Source organism: Pseudomonas sp. 2, from assembly GCF_056627435.1.
On the sequence record NZ_JBWXNG010000005.1, the window covers coordinates 61,924 to 80,572 of the forward strand.

Annotated in this window: 10 protein-coding genes; 9 read left to right on the top strand and 1 reads right to left on the bottom strand. The window is 63.1% G+C overall.

The features are described from left to right. Positions 1 to 170 precede the first annotated feature (170 nt). The 3 genes from AC1MEK_RS10045 (at position 171) to AC1MEK_RS10055 (ending at position 6,307) form a co-directional block, all read left to right on the top strand. Positions 171 to 821 (top strand): GNAT family N-acetyltransferase, encoded by a 651-nt coding sequence (locus tag AC1MEK_RS10045; RefSeq protein WP_480396119.1) that lies wholly within the window; start codon positions 171 to 173, stop codon positions 819 to 821. Between the two features lie 66 nt (positions 822 to 887). Further along, entirely contained in the window at positions 888 to 2,618 is a 1,731-nt protein-coding gene (locus AC1MEK_RS10050; RefSeq protein WP_480396120.1) for an autotransporter assembly complex protein TamA, read from the top strand. Between the two features lie 11 nt (positions 2,619 to 2,629). After that, the gene (locus AC1MEK_RS10055; RefSeq protein ID WP_480396121.1) at positions 2,630 to 6,307 is read left to right on the top strand and encodes a translocation/assembly module TamB domain-containing protein; all 3,678 of its coding nucleotides are present in this window, start codon (positions 2,630 to 2,632) and stop codon (positions 6,305 to 6,307) included. A gap of 366 nt (positions 6,308 to 6,673) precedes the next feature. Here AC1MEK_RS10055 and AC1MEK_RS10060 read toward each other — a convergent pair whose 3' ends face one another. Next, on the bottom strand, positions 6,674 to 7,669 hold the full coding sequence (locus tag AC1MEK_RS10060) for an aldo/keto reductase (RefSeq protein ID WP_480396122.1): 996 nt from the start codon (positions 7,667 to 7,669) through the stop codon (positions 6,674 to 6,676). A 120-nt stretch (positions 7,670 to 7,789) separates the two neighbouring features. Here AC1MEK_RS10060 and AC1MEK_RS10065 point away from each other — a divergent pair, with 120 nt between their 5' ends. From AC1MEK_RS10065 to AC1MEK_RS10090, 6 genes are all read left to right on the top strand, one after another. After that, positions 7,790 to 8,719 carry a LysR family transcriptional regulator gene (locus AC1MEK_RS10065; RefSeq protein ID WP_480396123.1) on the top strand — a complete coding sequence of 310 codons (930 nt, stop codon included), beginning with the start codon at positions 7,790 to 7,792 and terminating at the stop codon, positions 8,717 to 8,719. Positions 8,720 to 8,846: 127 nt separating this feature from the next. Beyond that, complete coding sequence (gene tpx / locus AC1MEK_RS10070) at positions 8,847 to 9,347, top strand: thiol peroxidase (protein WP_480396124.1); 501 nt, start codon at positions 8,847 to 8,849, stop codon at positions 9,345 to 9,347. A gap of 210 nt (positions 9,348 to 9,557) precedes the next feature. Then, positions 9,558 to 10,904, top strand: coding sequence for an MdtA/MuxA family multidrug efflux RND transporter periplasmic adaptor subunit (locus AC1MEK_RS10075; protein ID WP_480396125.1), 1,347 nt, complete (start codon positions 9,558 to 9,560; stop codon positions 10,902 to 10,904). Beyond that, on the top strand, positions 10,901 to 14,011 hold the full coding sequence (locus AC1MEK_RS10080; protein ID WP_480396126.1) for an MdtB/MuxB family multidrug efflux RND transporter permease subunit: 3,111 nt from the start codon (positions 10,901 to 10,903) through the stop codon (positions 14,009 to 14,011). The genes AC1MEK_RS10075 and AC1MEK_RS10080 overlap by 4 nt, the downstream gene beginning before the upstream one ends. Beyond that, positions 14,008 to 17,115 (top strand): efflux RND transporter permease subunit, encoded by a 3,108-nt coding sequence (locus AC1MEK_RS10085; protein ID WP_480396127.1) that lies wholly within the window; start codon positions 14,008 to 14,010, stop codon positions 17,113 to 17,115. The genes AC1MEK_RS10080 and AC1MEK_RS10085 overlap by 4 nt, the downstream gene beginning before the upstream one ends. Next, on the top strand, positions 17,112 to 18,602 hold the full coding sequence (locus AC1MEK_RS10090; protein ID WP_480396128.1) for an efflux transporter outer membrane subunit: 1,491 nt from the start codon (positions 17,112 to 17,114) through the stop codon (positions 18,600 to 18,602). The genes AC1MEK_RS10085 and AC1MEK_RS10090 overlap by 4 nt, the downstream gene beginning before the upstream one ends. Positions 18,603 to 18,649 lie beyond the last annotated feature (47 nt).

Below are 18,649 nucleotides of genomic sequence, written 5' to 3' on the forward strand. Positions count from 1 at the left end.
CGCCGTCAACGGCCAGCGCTGAGGCGTAATCTCGGATTGCGGGCTGCCTGCTACGCTGTAGGAAATGCCCAAAAAACTCGCCGGAACTGTCGTGGGAGCCCGCCACTCGAAGGTGTGGAATCAGTAAGGTGGCCGATCGACTCCGGCGGCCATGGAAAGGGACGACGCAAATGCCTGAATCAACCAATGCCACTGCCGACATTCGTCAACTGGACGGCGGCTATTCCCGAGAAGCCCGCTCCCTGCTGTATCAGGCCTATCTTGAAGAACCCAGCTTCGCCTACCTGTTCGAATCCCAGCGTCCCGGCTATGAGCAGCGGGTGCGCGCCACCATTCGCGAGCTGGTCAAACAGCATTTCAGCCAGGACCTTCCTGCCCTGGGCATGTTCATCGAAGACCGGTTGATTGGCGTCGCGCTGATTGCGCCGCCGCAGCGCCGGCTGGGCATCACCGAAAGCTGGGTGTGGCGTCTGCGCATGGTGATGAGCGCGGGATTGCGCTCCACTCAGCGCTATCTGGCGTACCACGAGTCAGTGTTGTCGTGCCTGCCGTCCGAGGCGGTGCATATCCTGCCACTTTTGGCCATCCGCCGGGATTTTCAGCATCAGCGCTACGGCGAGCAACTGTTGCAGGCGCTGCACGACTGGTGCGCGGTGGATGAAAATTCTCAGGGCGTAGTTCTCGACACCGGAAATGACAATTATCTGGAGTTCTACAGGCGACAGGGGTACGAGGAAATCGGTGAAATTGCTGTAGGACCTGTCCGAGAGCATGTGTTTTTTCACCCCAATCCCCAGGTTTCATTGGGTTCCATGGCTTGACCGCGGATTAATTCTCAATTACTGCGGGTTTCAGCAGTGCCCGCCGCTCGTGTAGCATCCGCGCCTATGAAGTTTCCCGGTCGATTCACCAGTGGTTTTCTCCTGATGGTTTCCAGCTGCGCGGTGTTTGCCGATGCGCAGCTGGATGTGAAGATAAAACCGTCCAATTCCGAGCTCAAATCCAACATTGAAGGGTACGTGGGCAGCCTCGGCGAGCGTGACGAGCCGGCGCTCGAGCGTTTCAGCGTGGGCGCCGTTGAGCAGGCGCAGAAAGCCGCCCAGGCCCTGGGCTATTACCAGGCGCAGATCGACAGCGAGGTCAAACGCATCGACAAGGACCTGCACCTGGTCCTCACCGTGCAGGCGGGCGAGCCGGTGCACCTGCGCAATGTCACCGTGCGCATCGAAGGCCCGGCCAGCCAGCTCAAGGCGTTCAGGGTGCCCAAGAGCGAAGCGCTCAAAACCGGCGCCGTGCTCAACCATGGCAACTATGAAGACGCCAAGAAGCTGATCCAGAACCAGGCCGCGCGCTACGGCTTTTTCAATGGCCGCTTCGTCACTCAGCGCCTGTCGGTCGATCCGCGTGCCGGGGTGGCCGACATCGAGCTGGTCTACGACAGCGGCGCGCGCTTTTCCCTGGGCAAGGTCAGTTTCAGCGGCGATGCGCCCTTCGATGAAGACCTGCTCAAGCGCATGGTGCCGTTCAAGGAAAACACCCCGTACGATTCCGAGCTGATCGCCGAACTCAATCAGGCGATGCAGTCCAGCGGCTATTTCGAAGGCGTGCGCGTCGATGCCTCGCCCACCGACGCGCAAGGCCAGATCATCCCGGTGAACGTGCAACTGCAGACCCGCAAGCCCCGCACCATGGGCCTGGGTGTCGGCTATTCCACTGACGTCGGCCCCAGGGTCAAGGCCAACTGGACGCGGCACTGGGTCAACCCGCAAGGGCACAGTTATGGCATCGAGTCGGAGCTGTCGGCGCCGCGGCAGAACGTCGGGCTGTTCTACGACATCCCGCTGGACCCGCCGCTCACCGACAAACTGCGCTTCGCCGGTGGCTATCAATATGAAGAAATCGCCGACACCGACAGCCTCAGCAAGCTGCTGACGGTGGGGCCGGAGTGGCACAGCAAGTTGCCCAGCGGCTGGGAGCGGGTGATTTCCCTGAAATGGCAGCGTGAGGAATACCGCCTGGGCAACGACTCGGGCTTGAGCACGCTGCTGATGCCCGGCATCAGTTATTCCTATCTGCGCAGCGACAACCGCATCGACCCGCACAATGGCTACCGCCTGCAATTCGACACGCAAGTGGCCAAGGAAGGGCTCGGCTCGGATGCCAACGTGTTGCACGGCACTGCGCTGGTCAAGGGCCTGACCACCATCGCCCAGAATCACCGGCTCCTCGGGCGGATTCAGGTCGGCGGCACTGCCACCAACGGCTATAAATCCATTCCGCCGTCGCTGCGTTTCTTCGCTGGTGGCGACCAGAGCGTGCGCGGTTATGACTACCAGTCGCTGTCCCCGGAGAACTCCGACGGCGACAAGATCGGCGGCCGCTACATGGTTGCCGGCAGCGCCGAATATCAGTACTCGATCGCCGAGAAATGGCGCATCGCAGCCTTCATCGACGAGGGCAACTCGTTCAACTCGCTGGACTTCCCCAGCCTCAAGACCGGTGTCGGCATCGGTATACGCTGGGTTTCACCGGTCGGCCCGCTGCGGCTGGACCTTGCACATGCACTGGATGATGACGGCGGTATTCGTCTGCACTTCTCGATGGGACCTGAACTGTGACGAGTACGGCCTTGCTCAAACGTATCGCAATCATCACTGCGATCACCCTGTTGGCAGTGTTGCTGCTGGTGGTCGCCGCCGTTGGCCTGATTCTGGGGACGCAACCGGGCAGCCGCATGGTCCTTGGCTGGGTGCCGGGTGTTCAGGTGGAAAACTTCTCGGGGCATCTGGCCGGGCACTGGCAGGCTGATTCGCTGGTCTGGCAGGACGGCGACAGCAAGGTTGAGGTCGACGCACCGGTCTTCGACTGGTCGCCGTCCTGCCTGACCCGCATGACGCTGTGCATCGACACCCTGCAGGCGGGCGACGTGCGCATGCACTTTGCACCTTCTGCGGCTGAAGAAAGCAGCGGCCCGATCACTTTGCCCGACCTCAAGCTGCCGCTGGCCATCGAGCTGGGTCAGGTGCAGGTCGGCAGCATTCACCTGGACGGCAGCGAGCAGGTGCGCGACCTGCAACTGGCGGCGCACTGGACCGCTGACGGCCTGAAGATTGATTCGGTTCACGCGCAACGCGACGACATCGTGGTGGACCTGAACGGCCTGCTCAAACCTTTCGCCGACTGGCCGTTGACCGCCAAAGGGCAGGTCAAACTGCCGGATATCAGCGGCAAGCCCTTGTCGCTGACGCTGGACGTGACGGGTGATCTGCTCAAGACGCTTAACTTGAATGCGCAGACCAGTGGCTACATCGACGCCCGACTGGTGGGGCAGTTGCAGCCGCTGGTGGAAAACCTCCCCGCTGAAGTGGCGATCACCAGCGACGCCTTCAAGCCCGCCGACGATCTGCCCGACACCCTGCAGCTCAACAAGCTGACCCTCAACGCCAAAGGCGATCTGGCCCAGGGTTACGCGATTCTCGGTAATGCGACGCTGCCCGCCGAGCAAGGCCTGGTGACCCTGGCGCTGCAAGGCCGCGTCGACGCCAAGGGCGCACAAATCGCCGCGCTGGACCTGACCGCCAGCAACGAACAGCGGCTGAAACTCAGCGCCAACCTGGACTGGCAGAAAGGCTTGAGCGCCGATGCGAAGGTCGACTGGCTGGATTTCCCCTGGCATCGCCTCTATCCGGTGGTCGACGAGCCAGCGGTGAGCGTTCACAGCTTCAAGGGCGAAGTGTCCTACACCGACGGCAAGTACCTGGGCAACTTTGCGGGCGACTTCAAGGGCCCGGCCGGCCCGTTCAGCCTGCAGAGCCCGTTCAGCGGCGACCTGCAGCAGATCTTCCTGCCGCAACTGGAGCTGGTGGCCGGGCAGGGCAAGGCCACGGGGCATCTGAATGTTCAATTCGCCGATGGCGTGGGCTGGGACACGGCGCTGGACCTGAGCGCCATCGATCCTGCGTTCTGGGTCGCCGAGTTGCCGGGCAATCTCGCGGGGCCGCTGCGCAGCAAGGGCACCTTCAAGAATGAACAACTGAACCTCAACGCCGACCTTGACCTCAAGGGCCGGCTGCGCGGGCAGCCCGCGGTGTTGCAGACCAAGGCCGATGGTGCCGGTGAAAAGTGGAACCTCAGCGCGCTGGACATCCGCCTGGGCGACAACCACATTCAGGGCAGCGGCAGCCTGCAACAGAAGCTGGCCGGGCAACTGGACATCAACCTGCCGCGCCTGGGCCAGCTCTGGCCGCGCTTGCAGGGGCAGGTCAAAGGCCGCCTCGATCTGGCCGGTACCCTGCAGGCGCCCCAAGGGCAACTGGGTTTGCAGGGCTCGCAACTGGCCTATGAAACCAACAAGCTGCAGAGCCTGAATCTGGCGGCCAGACTGGACGGCGCCCAGCGCGCCAACATTGAACTCAAGACCACCGGCATTCAGGCGGGCGACACCGCGCTGGGTACGCTGACCGTCGACGGCCAAGGCGATATCAAGCGTCAGCAGGTCAAGCTGGACCTGCAAGGCCCGCTGCTCAAACTGGCGTTGGCGCTGGATGGCAATCTGGACAAGGGCAGCTGGCGCGGGCGCCTGGCCAGCGGCGATGTGCAGACCGGCGGACAGGACTGGAAGCTTGCACAACCGGCAAAGCTGGAGCGGCTGGCCGACGGCAGGATCAACTTCGGCGCCCATTGTTGGATGTCCGGCAACGCCAGCCTGTGCGGCGAAGACCAGCGCCTGATGCCCGATCCGCGCTTGCGCTATCACCTCAAGCAGTTCCCGCTGGAGAGCCTGGCGCAATGGCTGCCCAAGGACTTCGCCTGGAAAGGCCTGCTCAACGCCGATGTGCAACTGGATGTTCCAGCCTCCGGGCCCAAGGGCCAGATCGTCATCGACGCCAGTGGCGGCACGTTGCGGGTCAAGGACAAGAATCAGTGGCTGGATTTCCCGTATCAGGCGTTGCGCCTGACCAGCAACCTGACACCGAAAAAAGTCGACACCAGTCTGGATTTCCGCGGCGGCAAGCTGGGTGACTTGATCGCACGCCTGAGCATCGATCCGCTGGCGAAGAACAAGACCGTCAACGGCGATTTCAACCTCAGCGGGCTGGACGTTTCGGTCGCGCGGCCGTTCGTGCCGATGGTGGAAAAACTCAACGGCAAGCTCAATGGCAGTGGCAGCATTACCGGCGGCCTGCTGGCGCCGCAGGTCAATGGCAACGTGACCTTGAGCGACGGCGAGGTGTCCGGGCCGGAACTGCCGATCAGCCTGGAAAAGCTCAACCTGCAGGCATTGATTGCCGGCGAGAACGTGCAACTCAAGGGCAACTGGAGCAGCGGCGCCGCCGGGCAGGGCAGCATTGGCGGGCATGTCGCCTGGACTCAGGGGCTGGATGTCGACATCGCCTTGCAGGGCTCGCGCCTGCCGATCACGGTGGAGCCCTACGCCAAACTGGAAGCGGCGCCTGATCTGAAAATCACATTGCTCAATGATCGGCTCGCGGTGTCCGGCAAGGTGCTGATCCCTAGAGGCGAGATCACTGTACGGCAATTGCCGCCCTCGACGGTCAAGGTCTCCGACGACACGGTCATCGTTGGTGCGCAGACACCGGAAGGCAAACCGCCCATGGCCATTGCCATGGACGTTAACGTCGAAGTGGGTCAGGACAAGCTCAGTTTCAGCGGCTTCGGCCTGACCGCCAATCTGGCCGGGCATGTGCACATCGGCGACAACCTCGACACCCGCGGCGAACTGAACCTCAACGACGGTCGCTACCGTGCCTACGGCCAGCGCCTGACCATCCGCAAGGCGCGGTTGCTGTTTGCAGGGCCCCTGGATCAGCCGTATCTGGACATCGAAGCGATTCGCCAGACCGACGACGTGATCGCCGGTATCCGCCTGACCGGCAGCGCCGAGCAACCCACCACCACGGTGTTCTCGGAACCGGCCATGAGCCAGGAGCAGGCGTTGTCCTATCTGGTACTGGGCCGGCCGCTGAGCACCAACGGCGAAGACAACAACATGATGGCCCAGGCCGCGCTGGCGCTGGGGCTGGCGGGCAGTTCGGGGACGGCTGGCAAGCTGGCATCGGGCCTTGGCATCAAGGATTTCGACCTGGACACCTCCGGCAGTGGCGACAAGACCTCGGTGGTCGCCAGCGGCAAGATCACCGACAAGCTCAGCCTGCGCTATGGGGTAGGGGTGTTCGAACCGGCCAATACCATTGCCTTGCGTTACATGCTCAGCAAGAAGGTGTATCTGGAAGCGGCGGGCGGCGTGGCCAGTTCGCTGGATATCTTCTACAAGCGGGATTTTTGAGTTTGTACATCTCACCCTCGTAGCAGCACGGCTTGCCGGCGGTCTGGGGCGAAGCGGCAGCAAATCCTGTGCATGCGGTGGGTCTGGTACAACGCGGTTGTATTTTCGACGTGAGGATCAAGATCAAGATCAAGAGCGTTCTTCCTAACGTCAGACCTGTTTCGACTTCGTCGAGTTACTTGAAAGGACCAAGTAACTCGACGAAGTCGAAACAGGTCTGACGTTAGGAAGAACGCCTTTGATCTTGATCTTCCAACAGCCGAACCTGTGAATGCGGTATGTCTGACACGCCCCGGTCGTCTGGATTTACTGCCGCTTTGCACCAGACCGCCGGCAATCCGCGCTGCTACGGGTCTGAGTCGTGGATCAGCCGTTAACCAGCTTCAACGCCGCCTCCGGATACCGCCCGCCGGCCACAGCCGTCACCGGGAACAGATCCTTCAGCGCCTGCAGTTCCGCAAGGCTGAGCTTGACGTCCAGCGCCGCCACGTTTTCCTCCAGGTACTTGCGCTGCTTGGTCCCCGGAATCGGGATCACGTCATTGCCTTGCGCCAGCACCCAGGCCAGCGCCAGTTGCCCGGCCGTGACGCCTTTCTCGGTCGCCATGTGTTGCACTTTTTCCACCAGCAGCAGGTTCTTGGCGAAGTTTTCGCCCTGAAAGCGCGGGCTGGTGCGGCGGTAGTCGTCGGCGGCGAAGTCGTCCGGGCTTTTCAGGGCGCCGGTCAGAAAACCCCGGCCCAGTGGGCTGTACGGCACAAAAGCGATGCCCAGCCGCCGGCAGGTCTCCAGCACGCCGTTTTCTTCGGGCTCGCGGCTCCACAGCGAGTACTCGGTCTGCAGCGCGGCGATCGGATGAACCTTGTGTGCGCGCTCCAGGGTTTTCGCCGACGCCTCGCTCAGCCCCACGTAACGCACTTTGCCTGCCTTGACCAGCTCGGCCAAGGCGCCCACCGATTCCTCGATGGCAATGTTCGGATCGATGCGGTGCTGGTAGTACAGGTCCAGGGTGTCGATCTTCAGCCGTTGCAGGGTGCCGTCGATGGCGGCGCGAATGTATTCGGGGCTGCCGTTCACGCTGCGGGCCGCGGCGTCGCCGGGCGTGCGTACGATACCGAACTTGCTGGCGATAAAGGCCTGATCGCGTTTGCCGGCCAGCGCCTTGCCGAGCAGTTCTTCGTTGGTGTGCGGGCCGTACATGTCGGCGGTGTCGAACAGGGTCACGCCCAGCTCCAGCGCGCGATGGATCGTGGCGACGGCTTCACGGGTGTCGCTGCCCCGGGTATAGAAGTCAGTCATGCCCATGCAGCCAAGGCCCATGGCTGAAACCTGCGGGCCGTTCTTGCCGAGTTGACGGGTTTGCATGTCGAGTTCCTTTTCAGTGTTTAAGACCTGCCCATTGTTGCCCTTGGGAAGAATCTTGATAAACCGGCTAAAAATGCTTTCACTATTGGTTATTTCTAAATAATCAGCGGGAAGCCACTGATGGATCGTCTCAATGCCATGCGCGCATTTACCCGGATCGTCGAGCTGGGCGGCTTTGCCAGGGCCGCCGACAGCCTGCACATGCCGCGTGCATCGGTGACCATTCTGATCAAGCAGCTGGAGGCCTACTTGGGCGTACAGTTGCTGCTGCGCACCACCCGGCAAGTGACGCCGACGCTGGACGGGCAGGCCTACTACCAGCGCTGTGTGAGCTTGCTCAATGATCTGGACGACGCCGAGTCAGCGTTTTCGTCAGTGGCCAGGCAGCCTCAGGGCGTGTTGCGGGTGGACATGCCCGCCGGGGTCGGCCGACTGATCGTGATGCCGGCGCTGCCGGAGTTCACTGAGCGTTATCCAGGGCTGGAGCTGGAAGTGGGCATGAACGACCGCCCGGTGGACCTGATTCGCGAAGGCTTCGATTGCGTGATTCGGGGCGGTCAGCCGCTGGATCATTCGTTGGTGGCAAGGCCTTTGGCGCAGATGCGTCAGGTGGTCTGTGCAAGCCCTGCGTATCTGGCGCGAGCTGGCGTGCCCCGAACGCTTGTGGACCTCGAAGATCACAAGGTCATCGAATATTTTTCCACGACCACCAATAAACGTTACGGCCTGGAATTCGTCATAGAGGGCAGGGACCAGGAGGTGAGCCTGGCCAAGACCCTGGCTACCAACAGCGCCGATGGTTATCTGGCGGCCTGCAAGGCGGGTTACGGTCTCGTGCAGACGCCGTACTACCACGCGGCCGGGCCATTGCGCCGGGGTGAGCTGGTCGAGGTGCTGGCAGACGTGCCGCAGCCGACCCTGGCCCTGACCGCGCTGTACCCGGCGCACCGGCAAATGTCACGGCGGGTGAGGGTGTTCGTCGACTGGCTGGTGGAGCTGTGTTCACGCCCCGGCCTTATCGACAGGCCCGAGACAGAGCGCACAGGCTGACAAACAAATTCATGTACAGCGGTAGGTCGCCCGGCGGTTTCGTGGTTAACTTCCGTCCTTGGCTTCACCACCTGCAACAAACCCGCAGCATTCTCAGAACTGCAACCTCAGAATAAGGACTCAGCTCATGGCTCAAGTGACTCGTAGAGGCTCCCCGGTACAGATCAGTGGCGAGTTGCCAAAGGTCGGCAGCAAGGCGCCTGCCTTCAAACTGGTCGGCGGCGATCTGGCTGACGTGACCCTGGAAACCTTCGCCGGCAAGCGCAAGGTGCTGAACATCTTCCCAAGCGTCGATACCCCGACCTGCGCCACCTCGGTGCGCAAGTTCAATGCCCAGGCCAACGAGCTGAACAACGCCGTCGTCCTGTGCATCTCCGCTGACCTGCCGTTCGCCCAGGCGCGTTTCTGCGGTGCCGAAGGCCTGGAAAACGTGAAGAACCTGTCGACCATGCGTGGCGCTGACTTCATGGAAAACTACGGCGTGGCCATCGCCGACGGCCCGATGGTCGGCCTGACCACCCGCGCGGTGGTGGTACTGGACGAAAACGACAACGTCCTGCACAGCGAGCTGGTTCCGGAGATCGGCCAGGAGCCGAACTACGACGCCGCGCTGGCCGTTCTGAAGTAAGCGGTCCGTTGCGTATTGTCCACGTGGTAACCGGCAATACAGCGCAACACAAAACGGCCTGACTTGATCAGGCCGTTTTCATTTGCACGTCAGCACCTTACCAAAGTAAGCGCTAGGTAAATTGCCGGTAAAGGCCCTTTGCTTGGCACGTATCTATGCTTATTGTTCAGCCTCCCGAAGACGCTCACGCGCACACTGGTCGACTCATTCATGCAATCGTCTGCTCCTCGCAAATCTCGTCGCTGGCTGTTCAGCCTGCTGGTTATCCTGATCGTCGCAGGTGTCTGCTGGCATTTCTGGCCCCGTCTGACCGGTGAGTCGTCGGCCGCCAAGACCGATGCCACCGCGCAGAAGAGCGAGCAGCCGCACAAGGGTGCGAGCCGCACTGGCGGGGCAGGCCGAATGGGCGGGGCGCGTCCCGGTTTCGGCGGCAGCACGGGCCCGGTGCCGGTGCGTGTGGCGGCGGCGACCACCGGCGATTTCCCGATCTACTACAAAGCACTGGGCACCGTCACGGCGATGAACACCATCAACGTGCGCAGCCGGGTGGCGGGCGAGCTGGTCAAGATCAACTTCCAGGAAGGCCAGCAGGTCAAGGCCGGCGACTTGCTGGCGGTGATCGACCCGCGCAGCTACCAGATCGCCCTGCAGCAGGCCGAAGGCTCGCTGATGCAGAACCAGGCGCTGCTCAAGAACGCGCAGATCGACGTACAGCGTTATCGGGACCTGTACAAAGAAGACAGCATCGCCAAGCAGACGCTGGACACCGCAGAATCCTTGGTGGGCCAGTATCAGGGCACGGTCAAGACCAATCAGGCGGCGGTGGGCGATGCCAAACTGAACCTGGATTTCACCCAGATCCGCGCGCCGATCTCCGGACGCATCGGCCTGCGCCAGCTGGACATCGGCAACCTGGTGGCGGCCAACGACACCACGGCGCTGGCGGTCATCACCCAGACCAAACCGATCACCGTCAACTTCACCCTGCCGGAAAAAGACCTGGCCGACGTGCTCAGCCACTATCGCAACGGCGACAAACTGGCCGTCGAAGCCTGGGACCGCGGCGACGTGAAACTGCAGGCCAAGGGCGTGCTGGCGAGCATCGACAACCAGATCGACATCACCACCGGCACCCTGAAGTTCAAGGCGCGCTTCGATAACGACAACGAAGCGCTGTTCCCCAACCAGTTCGTCAACGCGCGTCTTTTGGCCAACACCCTCAAGGGCGTGGTGCTGATTCCGTCGGCGGCTGTGCAGTTCGGCGTCAACGGCACCTTCGTCTACGTGATGGACGGCGACAAGAAGGTGCGCATTCGCCAGCTCAAGACCGGCCCCAGCGACGAAAACACCACGGTCATCAGCGATGGCCTGAATGCGGGCGACCGCGTGGTGCTGGAAGGCACCGACCGCCTGAAAGACGGCAGCGACGTGGAAGTGGTCAACGACAGCAAGGACGTACCGGCCACCCCGGGCCAGAAACTGCAGGGCAAACCGTCCAAGGACAAGGAATCCGGTGAGTCGGCCGCCGCCGACGCCGGGCAGAAAGGCAACGTATGAACCTGTCCCGCCTGTTCATCCTCAGGCCCGTCGCCACCACGCTGAGCATGCTGGCCATCGTCCTGGCCGGCCTGATCGCCTACACCTTGCTGCCGGTTTCGGCGTTGCCGCAGGTGGACTACCCGACCATCCGGGTCATGACGCTCTATCCCGGCGCCAGCCCGCAAGTGATGACCAGCGCGGTGACCGCGCCGCTGGAGCGCCAGTTCGGGCAGATGCCGGGCCTGACGCAGATGGCCTCGACCAGCTCCGGCGGCGCCTCGGTGATTACCCTGCGTTTCAGCCTGGACCTGAACATGGACGTCGCCGAGCAGGAAGTGCAGGCGGCGATCAATGGCGCGACCAACCTGTTGCCCAACGATTTGCCTGCGCCGCCGACCTATAACAAGGTCAACCCGGCCGACACGCCGGTGCTGACCCTGGCGATCACTTCGAAAACCATGCTGCTGCCCAAGCTCAACGATCTGGTCGACACGCGCATGGCGCAGAAGATCGCCCAGATCAGCGGAGTGGGCATGGTCAGCATCGCCGGCGGCCAGCGTCAGGCCGTGCGGATCAAAGTCAACCCTGAAGCGCTGGCAGCCAATGGCCTGAACCTGTCGGACGTGCGCACGCTAGTCAGCGCCTCCAACGTCAACACGCCCAAGGGCAACTTCGACGGCCCGACCCGGGTGTCGATGCTCGACGCCAACGACCAGCTCAAATCCCCTGACGAATACGCCAACCTGATCCTCGCCTACGCCAACGGCGGGCCGCTGCGGCTCAAGGACGTGGCGCAGATTGCCGACGGCGCGGAAAACGAGCGTCTGGCAGCCTGGGCCAATGAAAACCAGGCGGTGCTGCTGAACATCCAGCGTCAACCGGGCGCCAACGTCATCGAAGTGGTCGACCGGATCAAGACGCTGTTGCCGAGCATCACCGACAACCTGCCGGCCGGGATCGACGTCACGGTGCTGACCGACCGCACCCAGACCATCCGCGCCTCGGTCAGCGACGTGCAGCACGAACTGATGATTTCCATCGTGCTGGTGGTGCTGGTGACCTTCCTGTTCCTGCGCCGCCTGAGCGCGACCATTATCCCGTCGGTGGCTGTGCCGCTGTCGCTGGTCGGCACCTTTGGCGTGATGTACCTGGCCGGTTTCTCGGTCAACAACCTGACCCTGATGGCCATGACCATCGCCACCGGTTTCGTGGTGGACGACGCCATCGTCATGCTGGAGAACATTTCCCGGCATCTGGAGGAGGGCGAGACGCCGCTGCAGGCCGCGCTCAAGGGCGCCAAGCAGATCGGCTTCACCCTGATTTCCCTGACCATCTCGCTGATCGCGGTGCTGATTCCGCTGCTGTTCATGGCCGATGTGGTCGGGCGGCTGTTCCGTGAGTTCGCCATCACCCTGGCGGTGGCTATCCTGATTTCCCTGGTGGTGTCCCTGACCCTGACGCCGATGATGTGCGCGCGCCTGCTCAAGCGCGAGCCGAAGGAGGAAGAACAGGGCCGCTTCTACCACGCCAGCGGCGTGTGGATCGACTGGCTGATCGCCGCCTACGGGCGCAAGTTGCAGTGGGTACTCAAGCATCAGCCGCTGACCCTGCTGATCGCCATCGCCACCCTCGGCATCACCGTGCTGCTGTATCTGGCGGTGCCCAAAGGCTTCTTCCCGGTGCAGGACACCGGCGTGATCCAGGGCATCACCGAAGCGCCGCAGTCGGTGTCATTTGCGTCCATGAGTGCGCGTCAGCAGGAGCTGGCCAAAGTCATCCTGCAGGATCCGGCCGTGGTCAGCCTGTCGTCCTATATCGGCGTCGACGGCGACAACTCCACGTTGAACAGCGGGCGCATGCTGATCAACCTCAAGCCGCACAAGGAGCGTGACCTGTCGGCGACCCAGGTGATCCAGCGCCTGCAGCCGCAGGTCGATCAACTCTCGGACATCCGCCTGTTCATGCAGCCGGTGCAGGACCTGACCATCGAGGACAGCGTCAGCCGCACCCAGTACCAGTTCAGCATGTCCTCGCCGGACTCCGAGCTGCTGGCCCTGTGGAGCGGCAAGCTGGTCGACGCCTTGAGCGAGCGCCCGGAGCTGAGCGACGTGGCCAGCGACCTGCAGGACAAGGGCTTGCAGGTGTACCTCAATATCGACCGCGACGCCGCCAGCCGGGTAGGCGTTTCGGTGTCCAACATCACCGACGCGCTGTACGACGCTTTCGGCCAGCGGCAGATTTCCACCATTTACACCCAGGCCAGCCAGTACCGCGTGGTGCTGCAGGCTGCGGCTGGTAACGATCTGGGGCCCAAGGCGCTGGAGCAGATCCACGTCAAGACCACCGATGGCGGGCAGGTCAAGCTGTCGAGCCTGGCGCGCATCGAGCAGCGTCAGGCGCAGCTGGCGATTTCCCACATCGGCCAGTTCCCGGCGGTGACCATGTCGTTCAACCTGGCGCCCGGTGTGGCCCTGGGCGAGGCGGTCAAGGTCATCGAGCAGGTGCAGAAGGACATTGGCATGCCGATCGGCGTGCAGACCCAGTTCCAGGGCGCCGCCGAAGCGTTCCAGGCCTCGCTGTCGAGCACGCTGCTGCTGGTGCTGGCGGCGGTGATCACCATGTACATCGTGCTGGGCGTGCTCTACGAGAGCTACATCCACCCGATCACCATCCTCTCGACCCTGCCGTCGGCAGCCATCGGCGCCTTGTTGGCGCTGATCCTGAGTGGCAACGACCTGGGCATGATCGCCATCATCGGCATCATTCTGTTGATCGGCATCGTCAAGAAGAACGCGATCATGATGATCGACTTCGCCCTGGACGCTGAGCGCAATCGCGGCATCGACCCGCAGACGGCGATCTATGAGGCGGCGTTGTTGCGCTTCCGGCCGATCCTGATGACTACCCTGGCGGCGTTGTTCGGCGCCATTCCGCTGATGTTCGCCACCGGTTCCGGCGCAGAGCTGCGTCAGCCGCTGGGTCTGGTGATGGTCGGCGGGCTGCTGGTGAGTCAGGTGTTGACGCTGTTTACCACGCCGGTCATCTATCTGTTTTTCGATCGTCTGGGCCGCCGCTGGAACCGCAAGCCACAGGCGCCCGCCGCTCTGGATCGGGCTGACGCATGAACCTTTCAGCCCCGTTCATCCGCCGCCCCGTGGCGACCATGCTGCTGAGCCTGGCGATCATGCTGCTGGGCGGCCTGAGCTTCGGCCTGCTGCCGGTGTCGCCGCTGCCGAACATGGACTTCCCGGTGATCGTGGTCAGCGCCACGCTGCCCGGTGCCAGCCCGGAAATCATGGCTTCCAGCGTGGCGACACCGCTGGAGCGCTCCCTGGGCACCATCGCCGGGGTCAACACCATGAGCAGCCGCTCCAGCCAGGGCACCACGCGGGTGATTCTGCAGTTCGACATGGACCGCGACATCAACGGCGCGGCGCGGGAGGTGCAGGCGGCGATCAACGCTTCGCGCAACCTGCTGCCCAGCGGGATGCGCAGCATGCCGACCTACAAGAAGGTCAACCCGTCCCAGGCGCCGATCATGGTGCTGTCGCTGACCTCCGATGTGCTGGAAAAGGGCCAGCTGTACGACCTGGCGTCGACCATCCTGTCCCAGAGCCTGTCCCAGGTCAGCGGCGTGGGCGAGGTGCAGATCGGCGGCAGCTCGCTGCCGGCGGTGCGGGTCGAGCTGGAACCCAAGTTGCTGGACCAGTACGGCGTGTCGCTGGACGACGTGCGCACCACCATTTCCAATTCCAACGTGCGGCGGCCCAAGGGCTTCGTGGAAAACCCCGACCACAACTGGCAGGTGCAGGCCAATGACCAGCTGGAAAAGGCCAAGGACTACGAGCCGCTGATCATCCACTACCAGAACGGCGCGGCGCTGCGCTTGAAAGACGTGGCCAAGGTCAAGGATTCGGTGGAAGACCGCTACAACAGCGGCTTCTTCAACAAGGACGCCGCCGTATTGCTGGTGATCAACCGCCAGGCCGGGGCCAACATCATCGAAACCGTGGCTGCGATCAAGGCCCAGCTGCCGGCGTTGCAGGCCGTTTTGCCCGCCAGCGTCAAGCTCGACCTGGCCATGGACCGCTCGCCGGTGATCAAGGCCACCTTGCATGAAGCGGAAATGACCCTGTTGATCGCCGTGGTGCTGGTGATCCTGGTGGTGTTCCTGTTTCTGGGTAATTTCCGCGCCTCGCTGATCCCGACCCTGGCAGTGCCGGTGTCGCTGGTGGGCACCTTCGCCATCATGTACCTGTGCGGGTTCTCGTTGAACAACCTGTCGCTGATGGCGCTGATCCTGGCCACGGGGCTGGTGGTGGACGATGCCATCGTGGTGCTGGAGAACATCTCCCGGCACATGGACGAGGGCGTGCCGCCGATGCAGGCCGCTTATAAGGGCGCGGAGGAGGTGGGTTTTACCCTGCTGTCGATGAACGTGTCGCTGGTGGCGGTGTTCATCTCGATCCTGTTCATGGGCGGGCTGGTGGAAAACCTGTTCCGCGAATTCTCGATCACGCTCTCGGTGTCGATCATCGTCTCGCTGGTGGTGTCCCTGACATTGACGCCGATGCTCTGCGCGCGCTGGCTCAAACCCCATGTGCCGGGCAGCGAGAACCGCCTGCAACGCTGGACCCAGCGGGTCAACGAGCGCATGGTCGCCGGGTACGACAAGAGCCTGCAGTGGGCCTTGCGTCATCGGCGCCTGACCATGATCACGCTGTTGATCACCATCGGCGTCAACATCGCGCTGTACGTGGTGGTGCCCAAGACCTTCCTGCCGCAGCAGGACACCGGTCAGTTGATGGGCTTTGTGCGCGGCGACGACGGCCTGTCGTTCTCGGTCATGCAGCCGAAGATGGACGTGTTCCGCAACGCAATCCTCAAGGACCCGGCGGTGGAAAGCGTGGCTGGTTTCATCGGCGGCAACGGTGGCACCGGCAACGCGTTCATCATCGTGCGCCTCAAGCCGATCGCCGAGCGCAAGATCGGCGCCGAGCAGGTGGTCGAGCGCCTGCGCAAGGAAATGCCGCAAGTGCCGGGCGGGCGCCTGTTCCTGCAGCCTGACCAGGACCTGCAACTGGGCGGCGGTCGCGAGCAGACCACCTCGCAGTACCAGTACATCCTGCAAAGCGGCGACCTGGAAATGCTCCGGGCCTGGTACCCGAAAGTGGTCACCGCGCTGAAATCCCTCCAGGAGCTGACCGCCATCGACGCCAACGACGGCGGCGGCACCCAGCAAGTGACGCTCATCGTCGATCGCGACGCGGCCAAGCGCCTGGGCATCGACATGAACATGGTCACCACGGTGCTGAACAACGCCTACAGCCAGCGCCAGGTGTCGACCATCTATGACCCGCTGAACCAGTATCAGGTGGTCATGGAGGTCAATCCGAAGTACGCGCTGGACCCGGTGACCCTGGAGCAGGTGCAGGTCATCACCGCCGACGGCGCGCGGGTGCCGCTGTCGACCATCGCCCATTACGAGCGCAGCCTGGAAGACGACCGCGTGACCCACGACGGGCAGTTCGCCTCGGACAACATCTCGTTCGACCTGGCCGACGGCGTGACCCTGGATCAGGCCACTGCGGCCATCGAGCGCGCCGTGGCGGCTGTCGGCTTGCCGGAAGACGTGATCGCCAAGATGGCCGGCACCGCCGACGCCTTCGCCGCCACGCAAAAGAGCCAGCCGTGGATGATTCTCGGCGCGCTGGTCGCGGTGTACCTGGTGCTGGGGATTCTCTATGAGAGCTACATCCACCCGCTGACCATCCTGTCGACGCTGCCGTCGGCCGGGGTCGGCGCGCTGCTGAGCATCTACCTCACCGGCGGGCAGTTCAGCCTGATTTCGCTGCTGGGGCTGTTCCTGCTGATCGGCGTGGTGAAAAAGAACGCGATCCTGATGATCGACCTGGCCCTGCAACTGGAACGCGGCAGCGGCATGACCCCGCTGGAATCGATCCGCAATGCCTGCCTGCAGCGTCTGCGGCCGATTCTGATGACCACATTGGCGGCGATTCTCGGCGCCGTGCCCTTGCTGCTCAGCAGCGCCGAAGGTGCGGAAATGCGCCGCCCGCTGGGCCTGACCATCATTGGCGGCCTGATTCTCAGCCAGATTCTCACGCTGTACACCACGCCTGTGGTTTACCTTTACCTCGACCGTCTGCGCCATCGCTTCAACAAGTGGCGCGGGGTGCAGACGGATGCCGCTCTGGAAACGCCGCTATGAACACTCGTCCGACTCTTTCTGCCTGCAAGCGGCCGCTGCCATTTCGGCGCATCTTCGGCGTCAGCCTTTGCGCGCTGCTGCTCAGTGCCTGCGCCGTCGGCCCGGACTATAAAAAGCCGGACGTGGCCTCGCCTGCGCACTTCAAACAGGCCGACGGCTGGACCCAGGCCAACCCCAGCGATGCGATCACCAAGGGGGCCTGGTGGGAAATCTACGGCGATGCGCAGCTGAACGCGTTGGTCGAAAAGCTCAACACGTCCAACCAGACCATCGCCCAGAACGAGGCGCAGTACCGCCAGGCGCTTGCCTTGGTGAAAAGCGCCCGGGGCGCGTTCTTCCCGACGCTGGACCTGACCACCAGCAAGAACCGTTCGAGCCAGGGCACCGGCAGCAGCAATTCGAGCCTGAGCAGCTCCAGCAGCGGAATTCGCGACACCTACAACGCCCAATTGGGCGTGAGCTGGGAAGCGGACGTCTGGGGCAAGCTGCGTCGTGGCCTTGAAGCCGACAAGGCCAGCGCCCAGGCGAGCCTGGCCGACTGGGCGTCGATTCGTCTCAGCCAGCAGTCGCAACTGGTGCAGAACTACCTGCAGTTGCGGGTGATCGATGAGCAGAAGCGCCTGCTGGAGGCCACGGTCGAGGCTTACGAGCGTTCGCTGAAACTGACCCAGAACCAGTACCGCGCCGGGATTTCCGGGCGTGACGCCGTGGCCCAGGCGCAAACCCAGCTCAAGAGCACCCAGGCCGACCTGATCGACCTGGCCTGGCAGCGGGCGCAGTTCGAGAGCGCGATTGCCGTGCTGATGGGCCAGCCGCCGGCAGATTTCACCCTGGCGCCGACCACCAGCATTCCCGCACTGCCGCAGATTCCGGCGCAGTTGCCGTCGCAACTGCTTGAGCGCCGCCCTGACATCGCCGCCGCCGAGCGCTCGGTGATGGCCGCCAACGCCAACATCGGCGTGGCCAAGGCCGCCTATTACCCGGACCTGACCCTGAGCATGAACGGCGGCTACAGCAGCAGTACCTTCAGCAACTGGATCAGCCTGCCGAACCGTTTCTGGTCGGTAGGGCCGCAACTGGCCATGACCCTGTTCGATGGCGGCCAGCGCTCCGCGGAGGTCGACCGCACCGAGGCGGTGTATGACCAGACCGTGGCGCAATACCGCCAGACCGTGCTCGACGGCTTCAAGGAAGTCGAGGACTACATGGCGCAATTGCGCGTGTATGAACAGGAGGCCGGGGTGCGCAAGGAGGCGCTGGATGCCGCCCGCGAATCGCTGCGTCTGACCAGTAACCAGTACAAAGCCGGATTGATTGGCTATCTTGATGTAGTGAACGTACAGACCACTGCATTGAGTAACGAACGCAGCGTGTTGACACTGCTGCAAAGCCGACTGATTGCCAGCGTCCAGTTGATCGCGGCATTGGGTGGCGGCTGGGATTCGCACGCCGGGCTGGAACAGGAACCTGCTTTTAGCCGTCGCTGATCAAGGGTCAAGGCCTTTTGCCATGATTGCGACGGATAGACCGCGAC